Origin of the sequence: Halomonas organivorans (assembly GCF_014192055.1) — a bacterium.
Classification (GTDB): Bacteria; Pseudomonadota; Gammaproteobacteria; order Pseudomonadales; family Halomonadaceae; genus Halomonas; species Halomonas organivorans.
On record NZ_JACHXM010000001.1, the window covers coordinates 347,882 to 371,597 of the forward strand.

Sequence of the window (23,716 nt, forward strand, 5' to 3'; positions counted from 1 at the left end):
GGCCATGCAATCGTTCATCAATCGACAGATCGACTTCATGGGCAAGCGTCGGCTGGCCTTCATGGCCTCCGGGCTGATGCTGCTGGTGTCGATCGTCGCCCTGCTGGTCCAGGGGCTGAACCTGGGCCTCGACTTCACCGGCGGCACCCTGGTAGAGGTCCGCTATGCCACGGCGCCCGCCCTGGCTAGCGTGCGCGAAACCCTGGAAACCGCCGGCTTCCAGGACGTGGCCGTGCAGACCTTCGGCGCCTCCACCGAGGTGCTGATCCGCCTGCAGCAGGCCTTCGAAGCCGGCGTCGGCGACCGGGTCGTCGAGCTGCTCAACCAGGGCGGCGCCAGCGTCGAACTGGTACGCGCCGAGTTCGTCGGCGCCCAGGTCGGCGACCAGCTGCGCGACCAGAGCGGCATGGGCATGCTGGTGGCACTGGGCATCGTGATGCTCTATGTCGCCTTCCGCTTCCAGTACAAGTTCGCCCTCGGCGCCCTGCTGGCACTGATTCACGACGTCATCATCGTGGTCGGCGCCTTTGCGCTGTTCGGCTTCGAGTTCGACCTCACGGTGCTGGCGGCAGTCCTGGCGGTGATCGGCTACTCGCTCAACGACACCATCGTGGTCTATGACCGCATCCGCGAGAATATCCGCAAGTCGCGCATCGACGACATGCCGGCCATCTTCAACGAGTCCATCAACCAGACCCTGTCGCGCACCCTGGCGACCTCCGGCACCACCCTGCTGGTGCTGCTGGCCCTGGTGCTGCTGGGCGGCGACATGATCCACAACTTCGCCGTGGCGTTGATCATCGGCATCGGCATCGGCACCTTCTCCTCCATCTACGTGGCCTCGGCCCTGCTGCTGCCGCTGAAGCTGCAGCGCGAGGACCTGATCCCGGCCAGGAAGGAGGACCCGGAGGCCGAGGAGCTGCCCTGACGGCCGCCCCTCTGCCCACGAAAAAGCCACCCTTCGAGGTGGCTTTTTTCATGCCTGGCGCCGCGAGATGGGCGACTCAGGCCTCTTCCGCCTCACGGGCGCGGTGCACCGCCTCAGACAGCGAACGGGTCAGGTCGACGACCCGGCGCACGCCATCTTCGGGACGTGCGGCCTCTCCGATGGCGTCGGTGAAGGCAGAGCCGACCACCACCGCGTCGGCGAAGCGGGCGATGCGCTCGGCCTGCTCGGGGGTACGGATGCCGAAGCCGACGCCAATCGGCAACGCGGAGTGCGCGCGGATGGCCTCGACTTCCTCCGCCACGCGTTCGGCGGACGGCGCGGCGGCGCCGGTCACCCCGGTGCTGGAAACGTAGTAGAGGAAGCCCGAGGTGTTCTCGAGCACCAGCGGCAGACGCTTGGCGTCGGTGGTCGGCGTCGCCAGGCGGATGAAGTCGATGCCGTGGGCCTGGGCCGGCAGGCACAGCTCGGCATCGTGCTCCGGCGGGAGGTCGACCACGATCAGCCCGTCCACGCCGGCCTCGGCGGCCTCGGCCAGGAAGGCCTCGACGCCCATGCAGTAGATGGGGTTGTAGTAGCCCATCAGCACCACCGGGGTGGCGTCGTCGCGCTCGCGCAGGGCACGCACCATGGAAAGCGTCTTGGCCATGGTCTGCCCGCCCTCCAGGGCGCGCAGCGTGGAGGCCTGGATAGACGGACCATCCGCCATGGGATCGGTGAACGGCATGCCCAGCTCGATCACGTCGGCGCCCGCCTCGGGCAGCGCCAGCAGGGTCTCGAGGCTGGCCTCGTAGTCGGGATCGCCGGCGCTGATGAAGGTGACGAGGCCGGCGCGGTTGGCGGCCTTGAGCTCGTCGAAGCGGCGCGCGATGCGGTCGTGGCGTTGGGTCATCGTCTCTCTCCTCATTCTGCCGGTGCGTCGGCCGCCAGCTCGTCGGCCAGGCGTTCGGTGACGGTGGTCATGTCCTTGTCGCCGCGCCCGCTCAGGTTCAGCACCATCACATGATCTTCCGGCAGCGTCGGCGCCAGCTTGATCGCGTGGGCGATGGCGTGGGAGGACTCCAGGGCCGGGATGATGCCTTCCAGGCGGCACAGTGTCTTGAAGGCGTCCAGCGCCTCGTCGTCGGTCACGGCGACGTACTCGGCGCGACCGACCTCGTGCAGCCAGGCGTGCTCGGGGCCGATGCCCGGGTAGTCGAGGCCCGCCGAGATCGAGTGCGCATCGGTGATCTGGCCCTCGGCGGACTGCAGCAGGAAGGTCCGGTTGCCGTGAAGCACGCCGGGGCTGCCGCCCTGCAGGCTAGCGGCGTGCTTGCCGGTGTCCAGGCCCTCGCCGGCCGCTTCCACGCCGACCAGCCGTACGCTCTCGTCTTCGAGGAAGGGATGGAACAGGCCCATGGCGTTGGAGCCGCCGCCGATGCAGGCCACCAGCGAGTCGGGCAGCCGGCCCTCCTTCTCGGCCAGTTGCTCGCGCACCTCCTGGCCGATCACGGACTGGAAGTCGCGCACCATGGCCGGGTACGGATGCGGACCGGCCACGGTGCCGATGATGTAGAAGGTGTCAGCGACGTTGGTCACCCAGTCGCGCAGGGCGTCGTTCATCGCATCCTTCAGGGTGCCGGTGCCGCTGGTCACCGGGATCACCTCGGCGCCCAGCAGCTTCATGCGCTGCACGTTGGGCTGCTGGCGGTCGATGTCGGTGCTGCCCATGTAGATGATGCATTTCATGCCGAAGCGAGCCGCCACGGTGGCGGTGGCCACGCCGTGCATGCCGGCGCCGGTCTCGGCGATGATGCGCTGCTTGCCCATGCGCCGGGCCAGCAGCACCTGGCCGATGCAGTTGTTGATCTTGTGCGCGCCGGTATGCATCAGGTCTTCGCGCTTGAGATAGATCCGCGCCCCGCCTAGCTGCTCGGTCAGCCGCTCGGCAAAGTAGAGCGGGCTTTCGCGGCCGATGTAGTCGCGGCGCAGCGCGTCAAGCTCGGCGTGGAACTCGGGGTCCTGCTTGGCCGACTCGTAGGCCTGCTGAAGCTCGAGGATCAGCGGCATCAGGGTTTCGGCGACGAAGCGACCACCGAAGCGGCCGAAGAAGCCATCGGCATCGGGGGCGAGTTCGGCGGTGGGGTGCGGCAGACCCATGGTGACGACTCCTGACAGTGGGGAATGGCCACCAAGATACATCGCACCGCGCCTTGTGATTAGCGATCATTGCTCGCTAATCTGTGAGAAAAGCTGACATGTCAGGAGCCCGCCTTGAGTGATCGACTGCCCTCGCTGAATGCCCTGCGCGCCTTCGACGAGACGGCCCGCACGCTGAGCGTCACGCGCGCCGCCGAGGCGCTGCACGTCACCCACGGCGCGGTCAGCCGCCAGCTCAAGCAGCTCGAGGAACAGCTCGGGGTGGCGCTGTTTCGGCGCCAGGGTCGCGGCCTGTCGCTGACCCAGGATGGCGAATTGCTGCGTGCCTCGACCTCACAGGCCTTCGAGCGGCTCGGCCAGGCCTGCACCCAGCTGCGCCGGCGCGCGTCGGAGGCACCGCTGGTGCTCGGCTGCCCCGGCAGCTTCCTCGCCCGCTGGTTCATCCCTCGCCTGGACCGCCTGAAGGCCCAGTGCCCGGAACTGAACCTGCACCTGACCGCCGATGAAGAGGTGGCCGGCCGGCTGGGCACCGACGTGGACGCCGTGCTGCGCTTCGCCGAACCGCCCTGGCCCGATGACATGAGGGTGGTCGAACTGGCGCCTGAGCGCATCGGGCCGGTGCTGGCGCCGGAGCTGCTCGACGCGCCCTCTCACATCCCCCCTGGGCACGACACCGCCGCGCTGACGTCGCTGCCGATGCTGCATACTCAGTCGCGTCCCCAGGCCTGGTCGCAGTGGTTCGCCGCCCAGGGCCTGGACCCCGCGACGATGCGCCACGACCAGTCGTTCGAGCACCTTCACTACATGCTGGAGGCAGCGCTGGTGGGCCTTGGGGTGGCCATCGCGCCGTCCTACCTGGTGGAAGAGGACCTGCGCACGGGCCGTCTGGTCGCCCCCTGGGGCTTCATCGAAACGCCGGCGCGGCTCGGGCTGTGGCTGCCGCCGGGGGCGCCGCGACGGGACATCGAGCGGCTGGTCGAGTGGCTGGCACAGGAGCTTGCGCACTCCACCGGCTGACGCTCCGCCAACGCACGGGCAGCAAAAAGCCCCCGGGGTTGCCGGGGGCTTCTCGGTCCGCGTGCCGCCGGGTGGGCGGCGTCGGGGTTCGCCGGGAGGATGCCTAGGCGACGCCTTGGGCCTCATCGGGCGAGAAGACTTCGCGGGCATGGTGATAGAGCACGCCGGCATAGCCATTGCGCTGCATCACCTTGAGGATCTTGGCTGGGTTCTGGTCGTCGAGCGCGCGACGCAGCTTGTCCTGCTGCTCGTCGTCCAGCGCCTCGTGCCAGTGGTAGGGCTCGCCATTCGCGCTGGCCACCTCCGCACGACGGATCAGGTCCATCTCGACCCGGCCGCCGTAGCGGTACAGCAGATCGTAGCCTTCCTGGAGGTGCAGCGCTGGCACGTCGCACGGCTTTTCCAGGCTTTCCAGCACGTTATAGTAGTAATAGCTGAGCGGTTCCATCATCACTCCTCTCGCGAATGAGGGGCATGGCCCGGCCTTGGAGAGCGAGGCGGCCGGGGTGCATGGAGCCGGGGCATCGAACGCCTCCGACTCCCCCAAGCTACACCCACTCGCGGACTCAGAACAGTCTTGCGAACGTCACCGGATGTAACGTTCCCGAACGCAAGACGCCTCCGCGGCTAAGCCGCGGAGGCGTCTTCGTTAGATCGGGGCCAGCATCGCGCCGTCTCGAACGCGGCGTCTCGAACACGACGGCGGCCGCCCTGCGGCGGCGCGCGCTCAGAAGTGGGGCTTGAGCTGCTTCAGCAAGGCCTTGAACAGGCGCGGACCGGCGGCCATCAGCTGCCCTTCGGCGGCCACCGACGGCTGGCCGTCGGGCGTACCCTGCAGGGCGCCGGTTTCCTTGAGCAACAGCGAACCGACCAGCAGGTCCTGCTCCTCGACTCCCAGGACGAAGGCCGCATCGACGCGACCCGCCGCCAGCTCGGCGATGTCCAGCAGGCCGCTACCGGAGGCTCGCAGCAACTCCAGCTGAGGCGCCAGCTGCTGGGTCAAGGTCAGGTAGGAAGGCAGTTGCCGATCGCGCAGCCAGGTCTCCGGCAGGCTCATGGCAACCCGGGTACCGGGGATCGCCGTGGCCTTGGACACGCGGATGCGCTTGCCGTTGAGCTGAGCGCCGCGGCCGCGGCTGGCCAGGTACTCGTCGTCGCTGAAGGGACAGATCACCACCGCATGCTCCGGGCGGCCCTTGACCAGGCATACCAGCGACAGCGCGAAGCCGGGGGCGGCGACGGACAGGTTGGAATAACCGTGGAAAGGTTCGATACGCCACAGCACGTCGGCACCGTCGCCCTCGCCACTGCGATGAGGCGTGTAACGGCCGACAACGCCATGCTGGGGATAGCCGCGGGACAGCTGACGCGTGATCAGCGCCTCGGCATTGCGGGCGGTATCCTCGAGCAGCTTGTCGAGGTTGTGCTCTTCGTGGGCGTTTTCGATGCGCTCACGGATACGCAGAAACTGTTCGCCGGCGCTGCGTGCGGCACGCAGGGCGTACTGGACCATCGGATGCATGATCGGGCCTTGGGGAGTCGGTAGTGTTAAAGAACGGGTCGGCGCGAATCCTAGCAGAAGCACGCGCCACACGCCACGCAAGCCCACTCCCCTCTCACCACTCACTACGAAGCTCGAAGCTCGAAGCTCGAAGCTCGAAGCTCGAAGCTCGAAGCTCGAAGCTCGAAGCTCGAAGCTCGAAGCCAGCATGCTAGACTGCGCCTTTCCCATCTTCGACAGTCCCAACCGGAAGTTCCCATGCTCGAGCGCATCCGCATCGTCCTGATCGGCACCAGCCATCCCGGCAACATCGGCGGCACCGCCCGCGCCATGCACAACATGGGCCTGACGGACCTGGCCCTGGTGGCGCCGCGCTGCGAACCGCTCACCGCGGATACCGTCTCCCGCGCCTCGGGCGCCGACGCCCTGGTTCACGGCGCGCACACCGTGGAAACACTGGAGGAGGCCGTCGCCGACTGCACCCTGGTGGTGGGCGCCAGCGCCCGCTCGCGGACCCTCCCCTGGCCGATGATCACGCCGCGGGCGCTCGGTGAGCGACTGCCCGAAGAGCTGGCCGCACCGGAAAGCCGCGTCGCCCTGGTGTTCGGCCGCGAGGACAGCGGGCTCACCAACGCCGAGCTGCAGCGCTGCCACGCCCATGTGCACATCCCTACCAATCCGGACTTCAGCTCGCTGAACCTGGCTGCCGCGGTGCAGGTACTGGCCTACGAGTGCCGCCTGGCCTGGCTGGATCATCAGGCCGACGAGCCGCAGGCGCCGGCCGAGCAGCCGCTGGCCAGCCATGAGGAGCTGGAACACTACTTCGCCCACCTGGAGCGCACCCTGGTTGCCATCGGCTTCCACGACCCGGCCACGCCACGCCAGTTGATGGCGCGGCTGCGCCGCTTCACCCTGCGCGCCCGGCCGGAGCGCATGGAACTCAACATCCTGCGCGGCATCCTCTCCTACACCGAACGGCTGGTGCCACGGCGCGAGGACGACTGAGCGAGGCGACGGGGGCACCCGCGGCTTGAAGCCGGCCCGCCACGCCCCCACTATGAAAGGATCATCACGCCCCTTCAGGCCTTACTTAGGCTCTGAACGAAAACTGTCTGCGCTCGGTGATGCGGCGTTGAATCGATGTCAGAATGCTCATTTACCACCCCGTAAATTCCGCTTCTTCGATCGATTTCGCCTTGCCTGACCGTCGCTCGGCGACTTTTCGTACCAGGCCTAGCCCTGCAACCAAGGATCCGCCGCATGTTTCAACGTCTGCGCGAAGACATCAACAGCGTATTCGCCCGTGACCCCGCGGCGCGCAACTTCCTGGAAGTGCTCACCAACTATCCGGGCCTGCACGCCCTGCTGGTCCACCGCCTGAGCCACTGGCTGTGGCAGAAGAACCTCAAGTGGCTGGCGCGCACCCTGTCGAGCCTGGCGCGCTGGTTCACCGGCATCGAGATTCATCCCGGGGCCACCATCGGTCGACGCTTCTTCATCGATCACGGCATGGGCGTGGTGATCGGCGAGACCGCCGAGGTCGGCGACGACGTCACCCTCTATCAGGGCGTGACCCTGGGCGGCACCAGCTGGAACAAGGGCAAGCGTCACCCCACCCTGGAGGACGGCGTGATCGTCGGCGCCGGCGCCAAGATCCTCGGCCCGTTCACCGTCGGCGCCGGCGCCAAGGTCGGCTCCAACGCCGTGATCACCAAGGAGGTGCCCGCCGGCGCCACCGTGGTGGGCATTCCCGGCAAGGTGGTCAAGCGCGACGAGCCCGACACCGTTACCCCGCTCGAGGTCGATCCCGAGCGGCGCGAGGCCATGCGCCGCAAGTTCGGCTTCGACGCCTACGGCGTCAGCCAGGACATGCCCGACCCGGTGGCGCGTTCGATGCAGGCCATGCTCGATCACATGCACGCCGTGGACGAGCGCATCGAACGCATGTGCTCGACGCTGCGCCAGATCGATGCCGGCTTCCGCGACGGCCGCCTGCCCGAGCTTCGCGACGAGGATTTCGCCAACATCCTCGCCGACGTGGACACCTGCTGCGGCCCCCAGGAGGACGCGGACAAGTCCGACTCCGACGACTCCAAGCCAGAACGCCAGGACTCCGAACCGCGCCGCCGCCAGAATGGTTGACCGCCACGCTCGGGCTTTATCATAATGGTTGGCCGACCCGACGCCATGCGCGTCGGCCCGCTTCACCGATGGTCGACGCCGGCGTCGGCACCGAGGTGATTACCCCATGCGCCTGACTACCAAGGGACGCTACGCCGTCACCGCCATGCTCGACCTGGCCATGAATGCCGACGAGGGCCCGACCAGCCTCGCCGACATCTCGCGGCGCCAGGAGATCTCGCTGTCCTACCTGGAGCAGCTGTTCGCCCGACTGCGGCGCGCACGCCTGGTCGACAGCGTGCGAGGCCCCGGCGGCGGCTACCTGCTGGCCCTGGCGCCGGACGCCATCTCGGTGGCCCGAGTGATCGATGCGGTCAACGAGTCGGTGGACGCCACTCGCTGCGGCGGGCTCTCGCACTGCCAGCAGGGCGACACCTGCTTGACGCATCACCTGTGGAGCGAGCTGTCCGAACAGATCCACGGCTACCTGGAAGGCGTGACGCTGGGCCAGCTGGCCGGCCGCGAAGAGTTTCGTCGCATCGCCGAACGCCAGCAACGCCGCATCGACGACGACCAGATCCCGACCGTCTCGCCTTGAACCCCATTACCGTCACGAGCCCATGAGCGCACCCGTCTACCTCGATTACGCTGCCACCACCCCCATCGACCCGCGGGTCGCCGAGGTCATGAGCCGCTACCTGACCCGGGAGGGCATCTTCGCCAATCCCGCGTCGCGAAGTCACATGCCCGGCTGGCAGGCCGAGCAAGCGGTGGAAAGCGCCCGGCGCCAGGTCGCCGACCTGATCGGCGCCGACCCCCGCGAAATCGTCTGGACCAGCGGCGCCACCGAGGCCGACAACCTGGCACTGACTGGCTACATGCGTGCCAACCGCGCCCGCGGCCGCCATCTGGTGACCTCGATCATCGAGCACAAGGCGGTCGTCGATACCGCCAAGTCCCTCGAGCAGGAAGGTTTCGAGGTCAGCTGGCTGACGCCGGATCGTGACGGCCGCATCACGCCAGAGGCGCTGCGCGACGCCATGCGCGACGATACCGTGCTGGTCTCGCTGATGGCGGTGAACAACGAGCTGGGCACCATCCACGACCTGCCGGCCCTGGCCGAGGTAGCCCACGCCGGCGGTGCAGTCTTGCACGTGGATGCGGCCCAGGCGGTGGGGCGCATCCCGCTGGACATGGCCGCCCAGGGCATCGACCTGATGTCGGTGTCGGCCCACAAGGTCTACGGTCCCAAGGGCGTCGGCGCGCTGTACGTGAAGCGCGATCCGGACATGCGCCTGGAGGCACTGATCCACGGCGGCGGCCACGAGCGCGGCATGCGCTCGGGCACCCTGCCGACCCATCAGATTGCTGGCATGGGCGAGGCCTTCGCCATCGCCGGCCGCGAGGGCGAAGACGATCAGGCCCACATTCGCGCCCTGCGCGACCGCTTCCTGGCCGGCCTCGAGGATCTCGACGGCGTGCACCGCAACACCTCGATCGACCACGCGGTCCCCAATATTCTCAACCTGGCCTTCGAGGGCGTCGACGGCGAATCGCTGCTGATGGCACTGCGCGACATCGCGCTGTCCACCGGCTCGGCCTGCAACTCGGCCAGCGTCGAGCCATCCTACGTACTGAAAGGCATCGGCGTGCCACGCCGCCTGGCGCTCGCCTCGCTGCGTTTCAGCTTCGGGCGTTTCACCACCGAGGCCGAGATCGACCGCACACTCGCGGCACTGCGGCATGCCCTGATCGGGCTGCGCCGCTGACGAAAAGCACGGCCCACGCCGGCTTTCGCCAACGAACTTCTTACCTCCGCAGGAGACACACCATGGCGAATCTTTCGATCACCACCGCCGCCGCCGACCAGATCCGCCGGGTGCTCGACGAGCGCGGCCACGGCCTGGGCCTGCGAGTCTCGGTCAAGCCCAGCGGCTGCTCCGGCTACAGCTACGTGCTTGACTTCGCCGACGAAGCAGCCAACGACGACGTGATCGTCGAAGAGCACGGCGTGAAGGTCTACGTCGCTCCCGAGGCGCTGGACATGCTCGACGGCAGCGAGGTCGACTACGTCTCGGAAGGCCTGAACCGCTACTTCCGCTTCCGCAACCCCAACGTCAAGGACGAGTGCGGCTGCGGCGAAAGCTTCAGCGTCTGAGCCGACGCCACGGATTGTCCATCGCCGTCCGGGGGCGGTATACTCTGCGCCCATTCGGCGCCCGGCGTCGAACCGCATCTTTCCCGGCCTCGCGCCGCCCCGGGTCTTCCGGGGCGGCGCGAGGCCGTCAACGCTCGTGACTTTCCAGACTGGAGACCACCCATGGCTACCGAACGCACCCTGTCCATCATCAAGCCCGACGCCGTCGCCAAGAACGTCATCGGCGAAATCGAAAGCCGCTTCGAGAAAGCCGGCCTGAAGATCGTCGCCGCCAAGATGCTCCAGCTGTCCCAGGAACAGGCCGAAGGCTTCTACGCCGAGCACAAGGAACGCCCCTTCTTCGGCGACCTGGTCGGCTTCATGACCTCCGGTCCGGTGGTCGTGCAGGTGCTGGAAGGCGAGAACGCCATCGTCGCCAACCGCGACCTGATGGGCGCGACCAACCCCAAGGAAGCCGAGGCCGGCACCATCCGCGCCGACTTCGCCCAGTCGATCGACGCCAACGCCGTCCACGGTTCCGACTCTCCGGAATCCGCGGCTCGCGAGATCGCCTACTTCTTCGAAGACAGCGAGATCTGCTCCCGCTAAGGAAACGCCGATTCATGGCGACGCTCGCGTAGTTGATACAGGAGCTGGCCGCTGGCGGTGCTGGAATGCCAGCCCGGTTGGCATCTTCATCGGATACCGACCCAACGCCGGCGACCCTCCGAACCCGCTTCGCTCGCCACATGAATCTGCCGTTTCCTCCCGGACTGGCAGCCTCACTGCCGAGCGGGGGCGATCTCGCCCCCGCACCCAGCCCCACCGACGCCGCTGACCGCCCATGACCGACACCACCGCTCCCCAACGCTCCAACCTGCTCGGCATGACCCGCGAGGAGATGGAAGCCTTCTTCCTTTCCATCGGCGAGAAGAAGTTCCGTGCCGCCCAGGTGATGAAATGGATCCATCACGAGGGCTGCGCCGACTTCGCGGCCATGACCAACCTGTCCAAGGCGCTGCGCGCACGTCTCGAGGAGGTCGCCGAGATCCGCGGCCCGGGCGTGGTCTACGAGGGCACCTCCAGCGACGGCACCCGCAAGTGGGTGCTGGAAGTGGAGGACGGCAGCTACGTGGAAACGGTGCTGATTCCCGCCGAGAACGGCAAGCGCCGCACCCTCTGCGTGTCCTCCCAGGTCGGCTGCTCGCTGGACTGCAGCTTCTGTTCCACCGGCAAGCAGGGCTTCCAGCGCAACCTCACCGCGGCCGAGATCATCGGTCAGGTGTGGGTCGCCAGCAACAGCTTCGGCCCGCGCAACGACACCGCCAACCGCCCGGTCACCAACGTGGTGATGATGGGCATGGGCGAGCCGCTGCTGAACTACGACAACGTCGTGCCGGCGATGAAGCTGATGCTCGACGACAACGGCTACGGCCTCTCCAAGCGCCGCGTCACGCTCTCCACCTCCGGCGTGGTGCCGATGATCGACCGCCTGGGCGACGAGCTCGACGTGAGCCTGGCCATCTCGCTGCACGCCGCCAACGACGAGCTGCGCAACGAGCTGGTGCCGCTCAACCGCAAGTACGACATCCGCACCCTGCTCGATGCCTGCCAGCGCTACCTGGCCAAGTGCGGCGACACGCGGCTGATCACCATCGAGTACACCCTGATCAAGGACGTCAACGATCAGCAGCAGCACGCCCGCCAGCTCGCCGAGCTGCTCGAAGAGCTGCCGTGCAAGATCAACCTGATCCCGTTCAACCCCTTTCCCCACTCGGGCTACGAGAAGCCGTCGCGCAATCAGACGATGCGCTTCCAGCAATGGCTCGCCGATCTCGGCTATACGGCGCCGATCCGCTCTACCCGAGGTGACGACATCGACGCCGCCTGCGGCCAGCTGGTGGGCCGCGTCAAGGATCGCACCAAGCGTCATGCCCGCTACATCCAGTCGATCCAGATCGACGCCGATTGAGCCCCGGGGCACCTTGACTTCAACAAGGCACGACGCTTTGATGGTCGGGCCTTTTTCAGCAACGGTCGAGTGCCGCCCCCGCGCCGCTCCCTCAGAGAGGATGCCATGACACGCCGCCCGCCCGGTCATCGACAGTTTTCCATTACCGTCGTCCTGGCGAGCGCCCTTTGGCTGACCGGCTGCGCCACTCGTCCCGGGGCCCCCCTGCCGGAGGCGGACACGCCCGACCCCGTCGATGCCTATACTCGGCTCGGCACCGCCTACCTGGAACGCGACAACCTGCCCCGAGCCCTGTCGGCCCTGGATCACGCCCTGGAGATCGCCCCGGACGACGCCGAAGCCCTGCAGGCCATGGCCATCGTCTACCAGCGACAGGGCGAGGCGGACCTCGCCGACCGGACCTTTCGACGAGCGCTCGACGCCGCCCCCGGGCTGACCCGGGCACGCAACAATTACGCCGCTTTCCTGTATGATCAGGGACGCACTCGCGAGGCCTGCCACCAGCTCGAGCAGGCCACCGCCGACACCCAGTACGCCAACCGCGCCCAACTGTTCTCCAACCTGGGCCAGTGCCAGCGACGCCTCGGCGACGTCCAGGCCGCCCGCACCAGCCTGGAGCGCGCCCAGAACATCGACCCGCGCCGCGCGGGTAGTTATCTGCGCCTCGCCCAGCTCGAATATGCACAGGGTCGGTATGGTCGGGCGGACCAGCAGCTCGAGGCCTTCGTGCGCCTGGCAGGCGCCACGCCGGCGGCACGAAGGCTGGCCGATGATCTGGCACGCGCCCGTGGCAACCGGTCGGCGGCATCCGATGACGCACCCTGATCCCGTTTTTCCCATGAAGGATGCCACGCCATGAGCGACACCCCCTATCTGGAGCCCGACGCGAACGCCTCCCAGGCCTCGCCCGGCGAGCTGTTGCGCCGCGAACGCGAGGCCCTGGAGCTGTCGCGCGATGAGGTCGCCGAGGCCCTGAACCTGCGCCCGGCCGTGATCGAGGGCCTGGAGAACGATATCTATGACGAGGTACCGATCGCCACCTACCGGCGCGGCTACCTGCGCAGCTACGCCAACCTGCTGGGCATGGACGCCGAACGGGTGCTGGCCGCCTACCAGGCGCGCTTCGGCAGCGAAGACACGGAGCGCAAGGTCACCCCGGTGCACGTGGTCAACAAGCCGCCCTCGCGCCTCGGCGCCTGGCTGTTCCGCCTGGCCACCCTGCTGGTGATCGCCGGCCTGGTCGGCCTGACCCTGCTGTGGTGGCAAAGCCGCGGCGGCAGCCAGCCGCCCACGCCGGGCGACAACGCCCCGGTGGCGGTGGACAGTCTCGACGGCACCACCGTGACCGAGGGCGGCGAACCGGCCACGGCCGACGATGAGGCAACGGAGCGTGACTGGAGCCGCGAGGTCGCCACCGACGCCGGCGACGACACCAGCGCCAACGACGACGCCCGCCAGGCCGCCGGCGACGAAACGCCGGCCGAGCGCGATGCGGCGACGCCTGACGCCCCCGCCCAGGCCGCGAGCGCCACCTCCGACGCTACCGCCGAGACCGAGGGCAACGCTGCCGATGCCAGTGCCGCCCCCCAGGCCGGTGAAGAAGAAGCAACCGAGGGCACCGAGGAGGCCGTCGCAGCGACGGGAGATCGTCGAGTACTGGAGCTGACCTTCAACGAGCAGTCCTGGACCGAGATCTTCGACGCCAACGGTCAGCGCATCTTCGTCGGCCTCCAGGAACCCGGCACCACGGCACGCGTCGAAGGCGAACCGCCCTTCCGCCTGACCGTGGGCAATGCCACCGGGGTCGAACTGGCCTGGCACGGCGACCCCGTGGACCTGGCGCCGCGCACCGGCGCCAACAACGTCGCCCGTTTCACCCTGGGAGAATGAGTCCGATGCACGCTACATCGCCCATCACCCGTCGCCAGTCACGCCGCATCCACGTCGGCAAGGTGCCGGTCGGCGGCGGCGCGCCCATCTCCGTCCAGAGCATGACCAACACCGACACCCTGGACGTGGCCGCCACCGTGGCGCAGATCCGCCAGCTGGAGACGGCCGGCGCGGACATCGTGCGCGTCTCGGTGCCGAGCATGGACGCCGCCGAGGCCTTCGGCCGCATCAAGCGCGAGGTGGAGGTGCCGCTGGTCGCGGACATCCACTTCGACTACCGCATCGCCCTGCGCGTCGCCGAGCTCGGCGTCGATTGCCTGCGCATCAACCCCGGCAACATCGGCCGCGAGGACCGCGTCAAGGCCGTGGTCGGCGCCGCCCGCGACAACGGCATCCCGATCCGCATCGGCGTCAACGCCGGTTCCCTGGAGAAGGACCTGCAGAAGAAGTACGGCGAGCCGACCCCGGAAGCATTGGTCGAGTCCGCGATGCGCCACATCGACCATCTCGAGCGCCTCGATTTCCCCGACTTCAAGGTCAGCGTCAAGGCCTCCGACGTGTTCATGGCGGTGGCTGCCTACCGCGATCTCGCCACGCGCATCGAGCAGCCGCTGCATCTCGGCATCACCGAGGCCGGCGGGCTGCGCTCGGGCACCGTCAAGTCGTCCATCGGCCTCGGCATGCTGCTGATGGACGGCATCGGCGACACCATCCGCGTGTCGTTGGCGGCCGACCCGGTCGAGGAGATCAAGGTCGGATTCGACATGCTCAAGAGCCTGCGCCTGCGGGCCAAGGGCATCAATTTCGTCGCCTGCCCGAGCTGCTCGCGCCAGAACTTCGACGTCATCGGCACCATGAACGCGCTCGAGGAACGCCTCGATGACGTGATGACGCCGCTCGACGTCTCGGTCATCGGCTGCGTCGTCAACGGTCCGGGCGAGGCCAAGGAAAGCGACATCGGCCTGACCGGCGGCAGTCCCGCCAACCTCGTCTACATCGACGGCAAGCCGGCCAGCAAACTGCGTAACGACCACCTGGTCGATGACCTGGAGCGATTGATTCGCGACAAGGTCCGCGAGAAGGAACAGGCCGAGCAGGACGTCATCGCCCGGGACGCCTGAGGCGTGCCGACAAGGAGCCAGCATTGAGCAAGTCCGACACCAGCAAGAAAAAGATCCAGGCCATTCGTGGCATGAACGACCTGCTGCCGGAGCAGTCCCCGCTGTGGCAGTACTTCGAGGGCCAGGTGCGCACCCTCATGGGCCGCTACGGCTATGACGAGATCCGCACGCCCATCGTCGAGCAGACCGCACTGTTCAAGCGCTCCATCGGCGAGGTCACCGACATCGTCGAGAAGGAGATGTACACCTTCGAGGATCGCAACGGCGACAGCCTGACCCTGCGTCCCGAGGGCACGGCGAGCTGCGTGCGGGCCGCCATGGAGCACGGCCTGCTGCACAACCAGACCCAGCGGCTGTGGTACCAGGGCCCGATGTTCCGCCACGAGCGCCCCCAGAAGGGTCGCTATCGCCAGTTCCACCAGGTCGGCGTGGAGACCTTCGGCCTCGAGGGGCCGGACATCGACGCCGAGCTGATCCTGCTCTCGGCCCGGCTGTGGAAACAGCTCGGGCTGTTCGAGCACGTCACCCTGGAGCTCAACTCGCTGGGCTCGCCGGAGGCCCGCGCCGCCTATCGCGACACCCTGGTGGCCTACTTCGAGCAGCACCATGAGGTGCTCGACGAGGACTCTCGCCGCCGGCTGACCACCAACCCGCTGCGCATCCTCGACTCCAAGAACCCGGACATGGCCCCGATGCTGGCCGACGCACCGCGGCTGATGGATCACCTGGACGCGGAATCGAAGCAGCACTTCGAGCGCCTGACCGCCATGCTCGACGCCGCCGGCATCGCCTACGTGGTCAACCCGCGGCTGGTGCGCGGCCTGGACTACTACTCGCGTACCGTCTTCGAATGGACCACCACGGCGCTGGGCAGCCAGGGCACGGTGTGTGCCGGCGGCCGCTACGACGGGCTGGTCGAGCAGCTCGGCGGCAAGCCGGTGCCGGCGGTCGGCTTCGCCATGGGCATCGAGCGGTTGATCCTGCTGCTCGACACCCTGGACCTGGTGCCCGACGAGGCCCGCGGCGAACTCGACGTCTACCTGCTGCCGATGAGCGAGGCCACCGAGTCTGCCGCCCTGCTGCTGGGCGAGCGGCTGCGCGGAGCGCTGCCCGACATGAGCGTACAGCTGCACTGCGGCGGCGGCAGCTTCAAGAGTCGCATCAAGAAAGCCGACAAGAGCGGGGCCCGCCTGGCCCTGCTGCTCGGCGAAGACGAACTCGCCGAGAATGCCGTGACGCTGAAGTTCCTGCGCGAGGACCGCGAACAGCAGCGTCTCGACCAGGACGCACTCGCCGAGGCCCTCACATCCCTGCTGGCAGGCGACGCCTGACGGCCCACGGACACAAAAGGAGACCGCCCGTGGCGGAGATGAGAAGCGAAGAAGAACAGGTGGAGGCGCTCAAGCGCTGGTGGAAGGAAAACGGCACCTCGCTGATCGCCGGCGCTGCGATCGCCGCAGCCGGGGTGTTCGGCTGGAAGGCCTGGCAGGACTACCAGACCGGCCAGGCCGAGGCGGCCTCGGCCACCTACCAGCAGCTGCTGACCCTGAGCGGACAGGACAGCCTCGACGAAGGCGCCCGCCAGCAGGCCGAGCAGCTGGTGAGCAGCCTCGCCGAAGAGCACGGCGACAGCCTCTACACCGACCTGGCGCGCCTGCTGGAGGCTCGCCTGGCGGTGCAGGCCGGCGACACCGATGCGGCGAAGACCGCCCTGGAAGCCCTGGTATCCGACGCCGAGCGTCCCTATCTCCAGGGGCTGGCCCGCCTGCGCCTGGCCCGTCTGCAGCTGGCCGGCGATGACGCCGAGACGGCGCTTGCCACCCTGGACGGCGAGATCCCCGCCCCGCTGGCCGCCCAGCGCGCCGACATCCGCGGCGACGCTCACCTGGCGCTCGGCGACCGAGAGGCCGCCCGGAAGGCCTGGCAGGAGGCGCTGAGCCTCTCCCAAGCCAGCGATCAGCCACTCTACGGCGTACAACTCAAACTGGACGACCTGGGCGTCGAGGAGACCTCATGAGCAAGACGACTCTCGCCATCGCCGCCACCGCCGCGCTTGGCCTGCTGACCGGCTGTGCAGGGCAAGTGGAGCCCGAGTATCCGCCCAAGGAACTGCACGATACCGCCGGAACCACTCGCGTCGAGACCCTGTGGCAGGAACAGATCGGCGACGGCCTAGGACAGGGCGGCTACCCGCTGGCCCCGGCTCGGGACGGCGACACCCTGTTCGCCGCCGACCAGCACGGCCTGGTCGAGGCCATCGACGCCGCCAGCGGCGAGCCGCGCTGGAGCGTCGAGCTCGACGCCGGCGCATCCAGCGGCCTGACCGCCGTAGCCGACCGGCTCTATCTCGGCACTCGCAACGGCGAGGTGCTGGCCCTGGACCAGGCCGACGGCGAGGTGCTGTGGCGCACTCGCGTCAACAGCGAAGTATTGGCCGCCCCCCAGGCCAACCGCGAACTGCTGGTGGTGCAGGCGGTGGATGGCAGCATAACGGCCCTGGACCGCCAGAGCGGCGCCGAACGCTGGGTCCACAGCGGCTCCCGCCCCTCGCTGACCCTGCGCAACACCGGCACCCCGCGGGTCATCGACCAGGTCACCATCGCCGGCCTGGCCAACGGTCGACTGGTCACCCTGGACAACCGCGGTGGCCAACCGCTGTGGGAGCGCCGCATCGCCGTTCCCCAGGGCCGCAGCGAGATAGAACGGCTGGTCGACCTGGCCGGCCAGCCGCTGCTGACCCCGGACGGCCGGCTGTTCGTGACCAGCTACCAGGGTCGCCTGGTGGCCCTCAAGGCCGTCAGCGGCGAAATCTCGTGGGCCCGTGACCTGTCCAGCTATCGCAGCCCGATGCTGGTCGGCGACTACCTGTTCGTGATCGACGAAGCCAGCCACGTGCTCGCCCTCAACGCCGACAGCGGCGAGACGGTGTGGCAGCTCGACGACCTGGAAGGCCGCGAGCTGACCGACCCGGCCTTCGCCGACGGCCGCCTGGTGGTCGGCGATTTCGAAGGCTACCTGCATCTGATCGATGCCCGAGACGGCACCCTGGTCGGCCGTACCGAGATCGACGGCTCCGGCATCAGCGTGGCCCCGCTCACCGACGGCAAGCGCGTCTATGCCCTGGCCGACGACGGCAGCTTCGAGGCCCTGAGACTGCAACCATGAATCCCGTGATCGCACTGGTCGGCCGCCCCAACGTGGGCAAGTCGACCCTGTTCAACCGCCTGACACGCTCCCGTGACGCCCTGGTCGCCGACTTTCCGGGCCTGACCCGGGATCGCAAGTACGGCAATGGCGTGCTCGGCGGCAAGGCCTATACGGTCATCGACACCGGCGGCATCAGCGGCGACGAGGAAGGCATCGATGCGGCCATGGCCGAGCAGTCGCTGCAGGCCATCGACGAGGCCGACATCGTGCTGTTCCTGGTCGACGGTCGCAGTGGACTGAACGTGGCCGACGAGGCCATCGCCAACCACCTGCGCATCAACCAGAAGAAGACCTGGCTGGTCGTCAACAAGACCGATGGCCTGGAGGAACACTCCGCCATGGCCGACTTCTGGCAGCTCGGCATCGGCGACCCGCACCCCATCGCCGCCGCCCACGGCCGCAACGTCACCGCGCTGATCGAGGAAGTGCTCGCGCCCTTCCCCGAGCGCGACGAGGACATTCCCGCCGATACCGGCACCAAGGGCATCCGCATCGGCGTCATCGGCCGCCCCAACGTGGGCAAGTCGACGCTGGTCAACCGCCTGCTCGGCGAGGAGCGCGTGGTGGTCTTCGATGAAGCGGGCACCACCCGCGACGCCATCGAGATCCCCTTCGAGCGGCGCGGCGAGCCCTACGTGCTGGTCGACACCGCCGGCGTGCGGCGGCGCAAGAACGTCAGCGAGACCGCCGAGAAGTTCTCGATCATCAAGACCCTCGAGGCGATCAAGGAGTGCCACGTCGCCGTCATGGTGCTCGATGCCAGAAGCGGCCTGGTGGAACAGGACCTGCACCTGCTCGACTACGTGCTGACCAGCGGCCGCGCGCTGGTACTGGCGGTCAACAAGTGGGACGGCCTGGAGAGCGAAGCCAAGGACAAGATGCGCGCCCAGATCAAGCGCCGCCTGGGCTTCGCCGACTACGCCGACCTGCACTTCATCTCGGCGCTGCACGGCACCGCGGTGGGCGATCTTTACCCGTCCATCGAGCGCGCCTTCGCCTCGGCGAACAGCCACTGGTCGACCAACCGCCTGACCAACATCCTGCGCGATGCCGTGGAACAGCATCCGGCGCCGATGATCCACGGCCGGCGCATCAAGCTGCGCATGGCCCACCAGGGCGGCAGCAATCCGCCGATCATCGTCGTGCACGGCAACCAGACCGAGTCGCTGCCCGAGGCCTACAAGCGCTACCTGACCAACACCTTCCGCAAGGTGCTCAAGGTGCGCGGCACGCCGATGCGCTTCGAGTTCCGTTCGGGCAAGAACCCCTACGACCACATGGCCGGCGCCAGTGACCGCGAGAAGGCCAAGAAGCGCGAGCTCAACCGCACCAAGGAGTCGCGCCGCGGCCGACGCTGATGTCTCCCCACGGCGACAGGTACCGTCGCCGTCCATCGACTCTCGACGCGTGATCGAATCTCGCCGATAGTACGCACCGCCGGCCCCCGGGCCGGCGGTTTACGCATGTCATCCCGAGGCGCTCGCCATGGCGCGCCGCCGACGGCTGGACGAGGAGCTTTTGACCAGGAGGGGCAAAAGTCGCGCGCCATGGCGGGCTCAGCGCGATTTCTCGACGCCCCGTCGACGACACGGCACGATCCCCGCGAGCGCTCAGGAGCCATCCCCTCCCGTTAGCGAGAGTCGCCATGTCCCTTCGTTTCCTGCGCCGCCGAGCGCGCTTCCTGATTCCCGGTTGCCTGGTGCTGCTGCTCGGCGGCTGCCTGGCGCTGCCCCAGACCGGCCTGTTCGCCTTTCGCCTGGCCGTCACGTCGCTGGGCGTCGAGAACATCCGCATCGGCCCATACGCCATCGATGCCGGCCTCGACACCTCCGATCTCACCTCGCTGATCGCCTCCAGCCTGGGCGCCGGCAGCCTGCCGGTGCAGGCCACCATGGCCCTGGGGCTCGGCCTGCCCGCCGGCCTGCCCGCCGTGCAGATGTCCGGCTTCGACTGGAACCTGGACGTCCCCGGGCTCGAGGCCGTCAGCGGCCGCTATGAACAGGACGTAGCCCTGACCCCGGGCGACGCCGCCGACCTGCGCCTGCCGCTGGCCTTCGACCTGCTGCAGGCGGACCGCAGCCAGCTCAGCCCGCTGGTCGACCTGGCGCGGCAGATGGCGAGTACCGGCGACCTGCCCGAGGGCAGCGAGCTGTCGATCACCCCCGGCGATCTCAGCGGCCTGGGCATGACCCTGCCGGCCGGCCTGTTGACGCCAACCCTGCGCCTGGCCGTGGGCGAGAACGGCATGCTGCGCCCGCTGGGCGATCAGGCCTCGCCGTAGGGCGCGTTAACCATCGCACGGACGTTGCGCCGGAGCCGGTGGTGGTGCAGATCGCAGCGTGAACGAGGTGGTTTGGCGGTGCCAAATGAGTCGTGAACAACAAAGAGCTGCGCCGCCACCGGCCCAGACCTGCGGGTTGCGCCTCACCCGGCGACGTCCTGGTCAAGGGAACCACCCTTGACGGCGGCCGTCGCCTGGCCTGCCTCGGGTGAGACGGCAACGCCATCGGCGGACGATGGTTGACGCGCCCTAGAGCCGCCGCAGGCCGATCCACTGGCAGGCGAACTGCCAGGCCACCCGGCCGCTGCGGCCACCGCGCAGGGTCGCATAGCGCAGCGCCTCGGCCCGCGCTTGCTCGTCCCAGTCGTCCATCTCGCCGAGCCGCCGCGTCCAGTGGCGGCAGGCCTCGAGATAGGCGTCCTGGGAGAAGGGATGGAAGGCCAACCACAGCCCGAAGCGGTCGGACAGCGAGATCTTCTCCTCGACGGCATCACCGTGGTGAAGCTCGTCCCCCACCAGGCGGGTCGCGTCGTTGTCGGCCAGCGACTCGGGGAGCAGATGGCGACGATTGGAGGTGGCGTAGAGCAGCACGTTCTCGGGTGGCCCCGTCAGGGTGCCGTCGAGCACGCTCTTGAGCGCCTTGTAGGCATCGTCGTGGCCCTCGAAGGAGAGATCATCACAGTAGACGACGAAGCGATGCGGCTGGTGGCGCAGCTGATTGACCAGCGCCGGCAGGCCGGCCAGGTCGTGGCGGTCCACCTGCACCAGGCGCAGCCCCTCGTCGGCCAGTCCATTGAGCAGCGCCCGCACCAGCGACGACTTGCCGCTGCCCCGGGCGCCCCACAGCAGAGCGTGGTTGGCCGGATGGCCGCGCAGGAAGGCGCGGGTGTTGTCGACCAGCGCCCGTTTCTGGCGCTCGATGCCCAGCAGGTCATCCAGGGCCAGGGCGTCGCGGGGCGGTACCGGCACCAGGCGCCCGCCCAGGGCGTGGCGTTCCCACAGCGCGGCCACGTCACGCTCCCAGTCGACGCCTTCGGCGGCCGGCGGCAGCCAGGGTTCCACGCGCTCGAGCAGGGCCAGCAGTCGCTGTGCCAGGGCCTCGTCCATGAACTTCCTCCGTGATTGCAGGTTTCGCGGTTGATCTTGCAGACAGTCGGGGTATCTTGTGGCGAACCCTTATCCGCCGTCCAGTGGCACCGCCACGACCGGCTCCCAGGAGGTCCTTCATGCGCTGGATTCACTGTCTCGCCGTGGGCGCGTTGAGCGTCGCCCTGGCCGCCTGCACCACCTCGCCCACCGGACGCTCTCAGCTGACCCTGATGTCCGACGACCAGCTCGACCAGATGGGTGCCCAGGCCTTCGCCGAATACCAGCAGGAGCGCACCACCGTGGGCGGTGCGCCCTACCGGCTCGCCCAGTGCGTCACCCGGGAGATCGTCGCCACCCTCCCCGCCGAGCTGCAGCGGGACAACTGGCAGGTCAAGGTCTTCCAGGACGACTCGGCCAACGCCTTCGCCCTGCCCGGCGGCTACGTGGGCGTGAACACCGGGCTGCTCGAGATCACCGAGAACCAGGATCAACTGGCCGCGGTCATCGGCCACGAGATCGGCCACGTGCTGGCCCATCACGCCAACGAGCGCGCCTCCACCCAGAGCGCCACCAACCTCGGCCTGTCGGTGCTCTCCTCGGCCGCCGGCCTGGAGGGCGCCGGCGGCCAGCAGGTCATGGCGGCACTGGGCATGGGCGCCCAGTACGGTATCCTGCTGCCCTTCTCGCGCAGCCACGAGAGCGAAGCCGACACCATTGGCTTGAGGCTGATGGCCGACGCCGGCTTCGACCCGCGGGCCAGCATCGCCCTGTGGCAGAACATGGAGCGCGCCGGAGGCGGCCAGCCGCCGGAGTGGATGTCCACCCACCCCAGCCACGGCAGCCGCATCGCCGGCCTGGAGGCCGGGATGCCCGAGGCGCTGCAGCGCTACCGGCAGGCCGGTCAGGCGCCGGACTGCGGACAGCCCTGAGCCGACAGACAGCCCTGAGCCGATAAAGCCGAAAAACAGTCCTGAGCGATAAACCACCATGCGTCATCCCACTGCCCAGCGCCTGCTGCCTGTCGGACTCACCCTGCTGATCCTGCCTCCGCTGGGGCTGATGGGTGCCTATTTCCTGGAGCTGGGCGACGTACGCGACTGTCAGCTGATCCAGCAGGGCCACTGGGACTACCTCGCAGGCGTGTGCCGTGATACCCCGCAGCCCTTCGAGCCGTGGATCGATCGCCGCCCCTGGCTGGTCAACGGCGGCCTGCTGCTCTCGCTGGCAGGCCTGGTGATGTGCCTGGTCGGTCGCTGCGTGCGACGTCGCTGAGGCCGGTTCAGCGCAGACGCACCACCCGCTTGCCGATGCCGGTGTCGCCGGTGAAGAGCCCGCAGAAGGCGCGCGGCCAGGCCGCGAAGCCCTCGACGATATCCAGTGGCGCCCGAAAGGCCCCGTCCAGGGCCGCCATCTCGCGCTGGAAGTCGGCCCAATGGGCCGCCTCGTGTCCCGGCACCACGAAAGGCGTGATGCCGCCACCGATCCGTCTCAGCCGGCCAAGGTTGGATGGAGCACGCCGGGGCTCGGTGTCGTGATACTGGCTGACCAGGCCGCACAGCACCACCCTGCCGCCCGGAGCCAGCGCATCGATGGCCGCCTCGAACACGGCTCCCCCCAGCTGTTCGAAGTCCAGATCGAGGCCCTGCGGTGCCACCGCCAGGAGCCGCGTCGCGATATCCGGCACGTGGTGGTCCAGTGCCGCCGCCACGCCCAGGGTCTCGCGCAGCCAGTCACGCTTGGCCGCGCTGCCTGCAGTAGCGACGACCCTCGCCCCGGCACGTCGGGCCCACTGCACGGCGAGACCACCCACCGCTCCGGCGCCTGCCGACACCAGTACGCTTTCACCGGGCTGAGGCCGGCCATAGCGACGCATCCCCAGCCAGGCGGTGAAGCCGGTCATGCCGCGCTCGTGCAACCACTGCTCGGGGCGAGGTTGAGCGGCCGGCAGCACCAGGGGCAAGCCGCCCTGGTCGGAGTGCGGGCGCAGCAGGCAGCGCTCGGCCACCGGCATGTGGCCGATGACCCAGTCGCCTTCCCGCCACGGGCCGCGCGACTCGATCACCCGCGCCAGGCCCCAGGCCGACAGCGGACTGCCCGGCCGCCACTTGTCCAGGTAGCCGTAACCCGTCGGCTGCATCCGGGTGCGCATGTAGGGGTCGACGGACAGCCAGTGGGGCGCGACCAGCGCTTCCCCCGCCTCAGGCGCCGCCAGGCTCGCCCGGTGGCAGACGAAGTCCTCGGCGACCGGCACGCCCCGCGGCGTACGGGCCAGGTGCCAGGCGCGGGTCATGACGC

At 68.6% G+C, this 23,716-nt stretch carries 25 protein-coding genes; 19 read left to right on the top strand and 6 right to left on the bottom strand.

Annotation, left to right across the window (positions count from 1 at the left end):
• Positions 1 to 4: 4 nt before the first annotated feature.
• Positions 5 to 928 carry a protein translocase subunit SecF gene (gene secF, locus FHR96_RS01565; protein ID WP_183385877.1) on the top strand — a complete coding sequence of 308 codons (924 nt, stop codon included), beginning with the start codon at positions 5 to 7 and terminating at the stop codon, positions 926 to 928.
• Positions 929 to 1,004: 76 nt separating this feature from the next.
• Here secF and trpA read toward each other — a convergent pair whose 3' ends face one another.
• Together trpA and trpB are read right to left on the bottom strand one after the other, a co-directional pair.
• Complete coding sequence (gene trpA / locus FHR96_RS01570; protein WP_183385878.1) at positions 1,005 to 1,838, bottom strand: tryptophan synthase subunit alpha; 834 nt, start codon at positions 1,836 to 1,838, stop codon at positions 1,005 to 1,007.
• Between the two features lie 11 nt (positions 1,839 to 1,849).
• Positions 1,850 to 3,085, bottom strand: coding sequence for a tryptophan synthase subunit beta (gene trpB, locus FHR96_RS01575; RefSeq protein WP_183385879.1), 1,236 nt, complete (start codon positions 3,083 to 3,085; stop codon positions 1,850 to 1,852).
• 114 nt (positions 3,086 to 3,199) lie between these two features.
• On the opposite strand from trpB, the gene FHR96_RS01580 reads away from it, so the two are divergent.
• On the top strand, positions 3,200 to 4,102 hold the full coding sequence (locus FHR96_RS01580) for a LysR family transcriptional regulator (RefSeq protein WP_183385880.1): 903 nt from the start codon (positions 3,200 to 3,202) through the stop codon (positions 4,100 to 4,102).
• Positions 4,103 to 4,205: 103 nt separating this feature from the next.
• Here the strand turns inward: FHR96_RS01580 and FHR96_RS01585 are convergent, their stop codons facing one another.
• The gene (locus FHR96_RS01585; protein WP_246392716.1) at positions 4,206 to 4,553 is read right to left on the bottom strand and encodes a hypothetical protein; all 348 of its coding nucleotides are present in this window, start codon (positions 4,551 to 4,553) and stop codon (positions 4,206 to 4,208) included.
• 276 nt (positions 4,554 to 4,829) lie between these two features.
• Positions 4,830 to 5,624: an inositol monophosphatase family protein gene (locus tag FHR96_RS01590; protein ID WP_183385881.1), complete on the bottom strand. Its 795-nt coding sequence runs from the start codon at positions 5,622 to 5,624 to the stop codon at positions 4,830 to 4,832.
• A 237-nt stretch (positions 5,625 to 5,861) separates the two neighbouring features.
• Here FHR96_RS01590 and trmJ point away from each other — a divergent pair, with 237 nt between their 5' ends.
• The 15 genes from trmJ (at position 5,862) to FHR96_RS01665 (ending at position 20,332) form a co-directional block, all read left to right on the top strand.
• Positions 5,862 to 6,608, top strand: a complete 747-nt coding sequence (gene trmJ / locus FHR96_RS01595) for a tRNA (cytosine(32)/uridine(32)-2'-O)-methyltransferase TrmJ (protein ID WP_183385882.1) — start codon at positions 5,862 to 5,864, stop codon at positions 6,606 to 6,608.
• A gap of 255 nt (positions 6,609 to 6,863) precedes the next feature.
• Positions 6,864 to 7,745 (top strand): serine O-acetyltransferase, encoded by an 882-nt coding sequence (gene cysE / locus FHR96_RS01600; protein WP_183385883.1) that lies wholly within the window; start codon positions 6,864 to 6,866, stop codon positions 7,743 to 7,745.
• A 106-nt stretch (positions 7,746 to 7,851) separates the two neighbouring features.
• Entirely contained in the window at positions 7,852 to 8,322 is a 471-nt protein-coding gene (locus tag FHR96_RS01605) for an Rrf2 family transcriptional regulator (protein ID WP_183385884.1), read from the top strand.
• A 22-nt stretch (positions 8,323 to 8,344) separates the two neighbouring features.
• The gene (locus FHR96_RS01610; RefSeq protein WP_183385885.1) at positions 8,345 to 9,493 is read left to right on the top strand and encodes an aminotransferase class V-fold PLP-dependent enzyme; all 1,149 of its coding nucleotides are present in this window, start codon (positions 8,345 to 8,347) and stop codon (positions 9,491 to 9,493) included.
• 62 nt (positions 9,494 to 9,555) lie between these two features.
• Entirely contained in the window at positions 9,556 to 9,882 is a 327-nt protein-coding gene (locus FHR96_RS01615) for a HesB/IscA family protein (RefSeq protein ID WP_183385886.1), read from the top strand.
• Positions 9,883 to 10,044: 162 nt separating this feature from the next.
• Positions 10,045 to 10,470 carry a nucleoside-diphosphate kinase gene (gene ndk / locus FHR96_RS01620; RefSeq protein ID WP_183385887.1) on the top strand — a complete coding sequence of 142 codons (426 nt, stop codon included), beginning with the start codon at positions 10,045 to 10,047 and terminating at the stop codon, positions 10,468 to 10,470.
• 235 nt (positions 10,471 to 10,705) lie between these two features.
• A complete protein-coding gene (gene rlmN / locus FHR96_RS01625; RefSeq protein WP_183385888.1) occupies positions 10,706 to 11,833 on the top strand; it encodes a dual-specificity RNA methyltransferase RlmN in 1,128 nt (375 codons plus the stop codon).
• A 105-nt stretch (positions 11,834 to 11,938) separates the two neighbouring features.
• Positions 11,939 to 12,658 (top strand): type IV pilus biogenesis/stability protein PilW, encoded by a 720-nt coding sequence (gene pilW, locus FHR96_RS01630; protein WP_183385889.1) that lies wholly within the window; start codon positions 11,939 to 11,941, stop codon positions 12,656 to 12,658.
• A gap of 30 nt (positions 12,659 to 12,688) precedes the next feature.
• Positions 12,689 to 13,723: a RodZ domain-containing protein gene (locus tag FHR96_RS01635; RefSeq protein ID WP_183385890.1), complete on the top strand. Its 1,035-nt coding sequence runs from the start codon at positions 12,689 to 12,691 to the stop codon at positions 13,721 to 13,723.
• 5 nt (positions 13,724 to 13,728) lie between these two features.
• Positions 13,729 to 14,844, top strand: coding sequence for a flavodoxin-dependent (E)-4-hydroxy-3-methylbut-2-enyl-diphosphate synthase (gene ispG, locus FHR96_RS01640; protein ID WP_183385891.1), 1,116 nt, complete (start codon positions 13,729 to 13,731; stop codon positions 14,842 to 14,844).
• A gap of 23 nt (positions 14,845 to 14,867) precedes the next feature.
• Entirely contained in the window at positions 14,868 to 16,175 is a 1,308-nt protein-coding gene (gene hisS / locus FHR96_RS01645) for a histidine--tRNA ligase (RefSeq protein WP_281378351.1), read from the top strand.
• Positions 16,176 to 16,204: 29 nt separating this feature from the next.
• Complete coding sequence (locus FHR96_RS01650) at positions 16,205 to 16,861, top strand: tetratricopeptide repeat protein (protein ID WP_183385892.1); 657 nt, start codon at positions 16,205 to 16,207, stop codon at positions 16,859 to 16,861.
• Complete coding sequence (bamB, locus tag FHR96_RS01655) at positions 16,858 to 18,009, top strand: outer membrane protein assembly factor BamB (RefSeq protein ID WP_183385893.1); 1,152 nt, start codon at positions 16,858 to 16,860, stop codon at positions 18,007 to 18,009. Before FHR96_RS01650 ends, bamB begins: the two co-directional genes overlap by 4 nt.
• On the top strand, positions 18,006 to 19,409 hold the full coding sequence (der, locus tag FHR96_RS01660; protein ID WP_183385894.1) for a ribosome biogenesis GTPase Der: 1,404 nt from the start codon (positions 18,006 to 18,008) through the stop codon (positions 19,407 to 19,409). Before bamB ends, der begins: the two co-directional genes overlap by 4 nt.
• Before the next feature lie 287 nt (positions 19,410 to 19,696).
• Positions 19,697 to 20,332: a hypothetical protein gene (locus FHR96_RS01665; protein ID WP_183385895.1), complete on the top strand. Its 636-nt coding sequence runs from the start codon at positions 19,697 to 19,699 to the stop codon at positions 20,330 to 20,332.
• A gap of 249 nt (positions 20,333 to 20,581) precedes the next feature.
• Here FHR96_RS01665 and FHR96_RS01670 read toward each other — a convergent pair whose 3' ends face one another.
• Entirely contained in the window at positions 20,582 to 21,439 is an 858-nt protein-coding gene (locus FHR96_RS01670; RefSeq protein ID WP_183385896.1) for an ATP-binding protein, read from the bottom strand.
• A 119-nt stretch (positions 21,440 to 21,558) separates the two neighbouring features.
• Between FHR96_RS01670 and FHR96_RS01675 the strand changes: the two genes are divergently transcribed.
• Complete coding sequence (locus FHR96_RS01675) at positions 21,559 to 22,350, top strand: M48 family metallopeptidase (RefSeq protein ID WP_183385897.1); 792 nt, start codon at positions 21,559 to 21,561, stop codon at positions 22,348 to 22,350.
• A gap of 58 nt (positions 22,351 to 22,408) precedes the next feature.
• Entirely contained in the window at positions 22,409 to 22,693 is a 285-nt protein-coding gene (locus FHR96_RS01680) for a hypothetical protein (RefSeq protein WP_343066308.1), read from the top strand.
• 7 nt (positions 22,694 to 22,700) lie between these two features.
• Here FHR96_RS01680 and FHR96_RS01685 read toward each other — a convergent pair whose 3' ends face one another.
• On the bottom strand, positions 22,701 to 23,711 hold the full coding sequence (locus tag FHR96_RS01685) for an MDR family NADP-dependent oxidoreductase (RefSeq protein ID WP_183385898.1): 1,011 nt from the start codon (positions 23,709 to 23,711) through the stop codon (positions 22,701 to 22,703).
• Between the last annotated feature and the right edge of the window lie 5 nt (positions 23,712 to 23,716).

Coding starts and splice junctions, on each gene's coding strand:
- secF (WP_183385877.1), top strand. CDS start 5: ATGCAATCGTTCATCAATCGACAGATCGACTTCATGGGCAAGCGTCGG.
- trpA (WP_183385878.1), bottom strand. CDS start 1,838: ATGACCCAACGCCACGACCGCATCGCGCGCCGCTTCGACGAGCTCAAG.
- trpB (WP_183385879.1), bottom strand. CDS start 3,085: ATGGGTCTGCCGCACCCCACCGCCGAACTCGCCCCCGATGCCGATGGC.
- FHR96_RS01585 (WP_246392716.1), bottom strand. CDS start 4,553: ATGATGGAACCGCTCAGCTATTACTACTATAACGTGCTGGAAAGCCTG.
- FHR96_RS01590 (WP_183385881.1), bottom strand. CDS start 5,624: ATGCATCCGATGGTCCAGTACGCCCTGCGTGCCGCACGCAGCGCCGGC.
- trmJ (WP_183385882.1), top strand. CDS start 5,862: ATGCTCGAGCGCATCCGCATCGTCCTGATCGGCACCAGCCATCCCGGC.
- cysE (WP_183385883.1), top strand. CDS start 6,864: ATGTTTCAACGTCTGCGCGAAGACATCAACAGCGTATTCGCCCGTGAC.
- FHR96_RS01605 (WP_183385884.1), top strand. CDS start 7,852: ATGCGCCTGACTACCAAGGGACGCTACGCCGTCACCGCCATGCTCGAC.
- FHR96_RS01610 (WP_183385885.1), top strand. CDS start 8,345: ATGAGCGCACCCGTCTACCTCGATTACGCTGCCACCACCCCCATCGAC.
- FHR96_RS01615 (WP_183385886.1), top strand. CDS start 9,556: ATGGCGAATCTTTCGATCACCACCGCCGCCGCCGACCAGATCCGCCGG.
- ndk (WP_183385887.1), top strand. CDS start 10,045: ATGGCTACCGAACGCACCCTGTCCATCATCAAGCCCGACGCCGTCGCC.
- rlmN (WP_183385888.1), top strand. CDS start 10,706: ATGACCGACACCACCGCTCCCCAACGCTCCAACCTGCTCGGCATGACC.
- pilW (WP_183385889.1), top strand. CDS start 11,939: ATGACACGCCGCCCGCCCGGTCATCGACAGTTTTCCATTACCGTCGTC.
- FHR96_RS01635 (WP_183385890.1), top strand. CDS start 12,689: ATGAGCGACACCCCCTATCTGGAGCCCGACGCGAACGCCTCCCAGGCC.
- ispG (WP_183385891.1), top strand. CDS start 13,729: ATGCACGCTACATCGCCCATCACCCGTCGCCAGTCACGCCGCATCCAC.
- bamB (WP_183385893.1), top strand. CDS start 16,858: ATGAGCAAGACGACTCTCGCCATCGCCGCCACCGCCGCGCTTGGCCTG.
- der (WP_183385894.1), top strand. CDS start 18,006: ATGAATCCCGTGATCGCACTGGTCGGCCGCCCCAACGTGGGCAAGTCG.
- FHR96_RS01665 (WP_183385895.1), top strand. CDS start 19,697: ATGTCCCTTCGTTTCCTGCGCCGCCGAGCGCGCTTCCTGATTCCCGGT.
- FHR96_RS01670 (WP_183385896.1), bottom strand. CDS start 21,439: ATGGACGAGGCCCTGGCACAGCGACTGCTGGCCCTGCTCGAGCGCGTG.
- FHR96_RS01675 (WP_183385897.1), top strand. CDS start 21,559: ATGCGCTGGATTCACTGTCTCGCCGTGGGCGCGTTGAGCGTCGCCCTG.
- FHR96_RS01680 (WP_343066308.1), top strand. CDS start 22,409: ATGCGTCATCCCACTGCCCAGCGCCTGCTGCCTGTCGGACTCACCCTG.
- FHR96_RS01685 (WP_183385898.1), bottom strand. CDS start 23,711: ATGACCCGCGCCTGGCACCTGGCCCGTACGCCGCGGGGCGTGCCGGTC.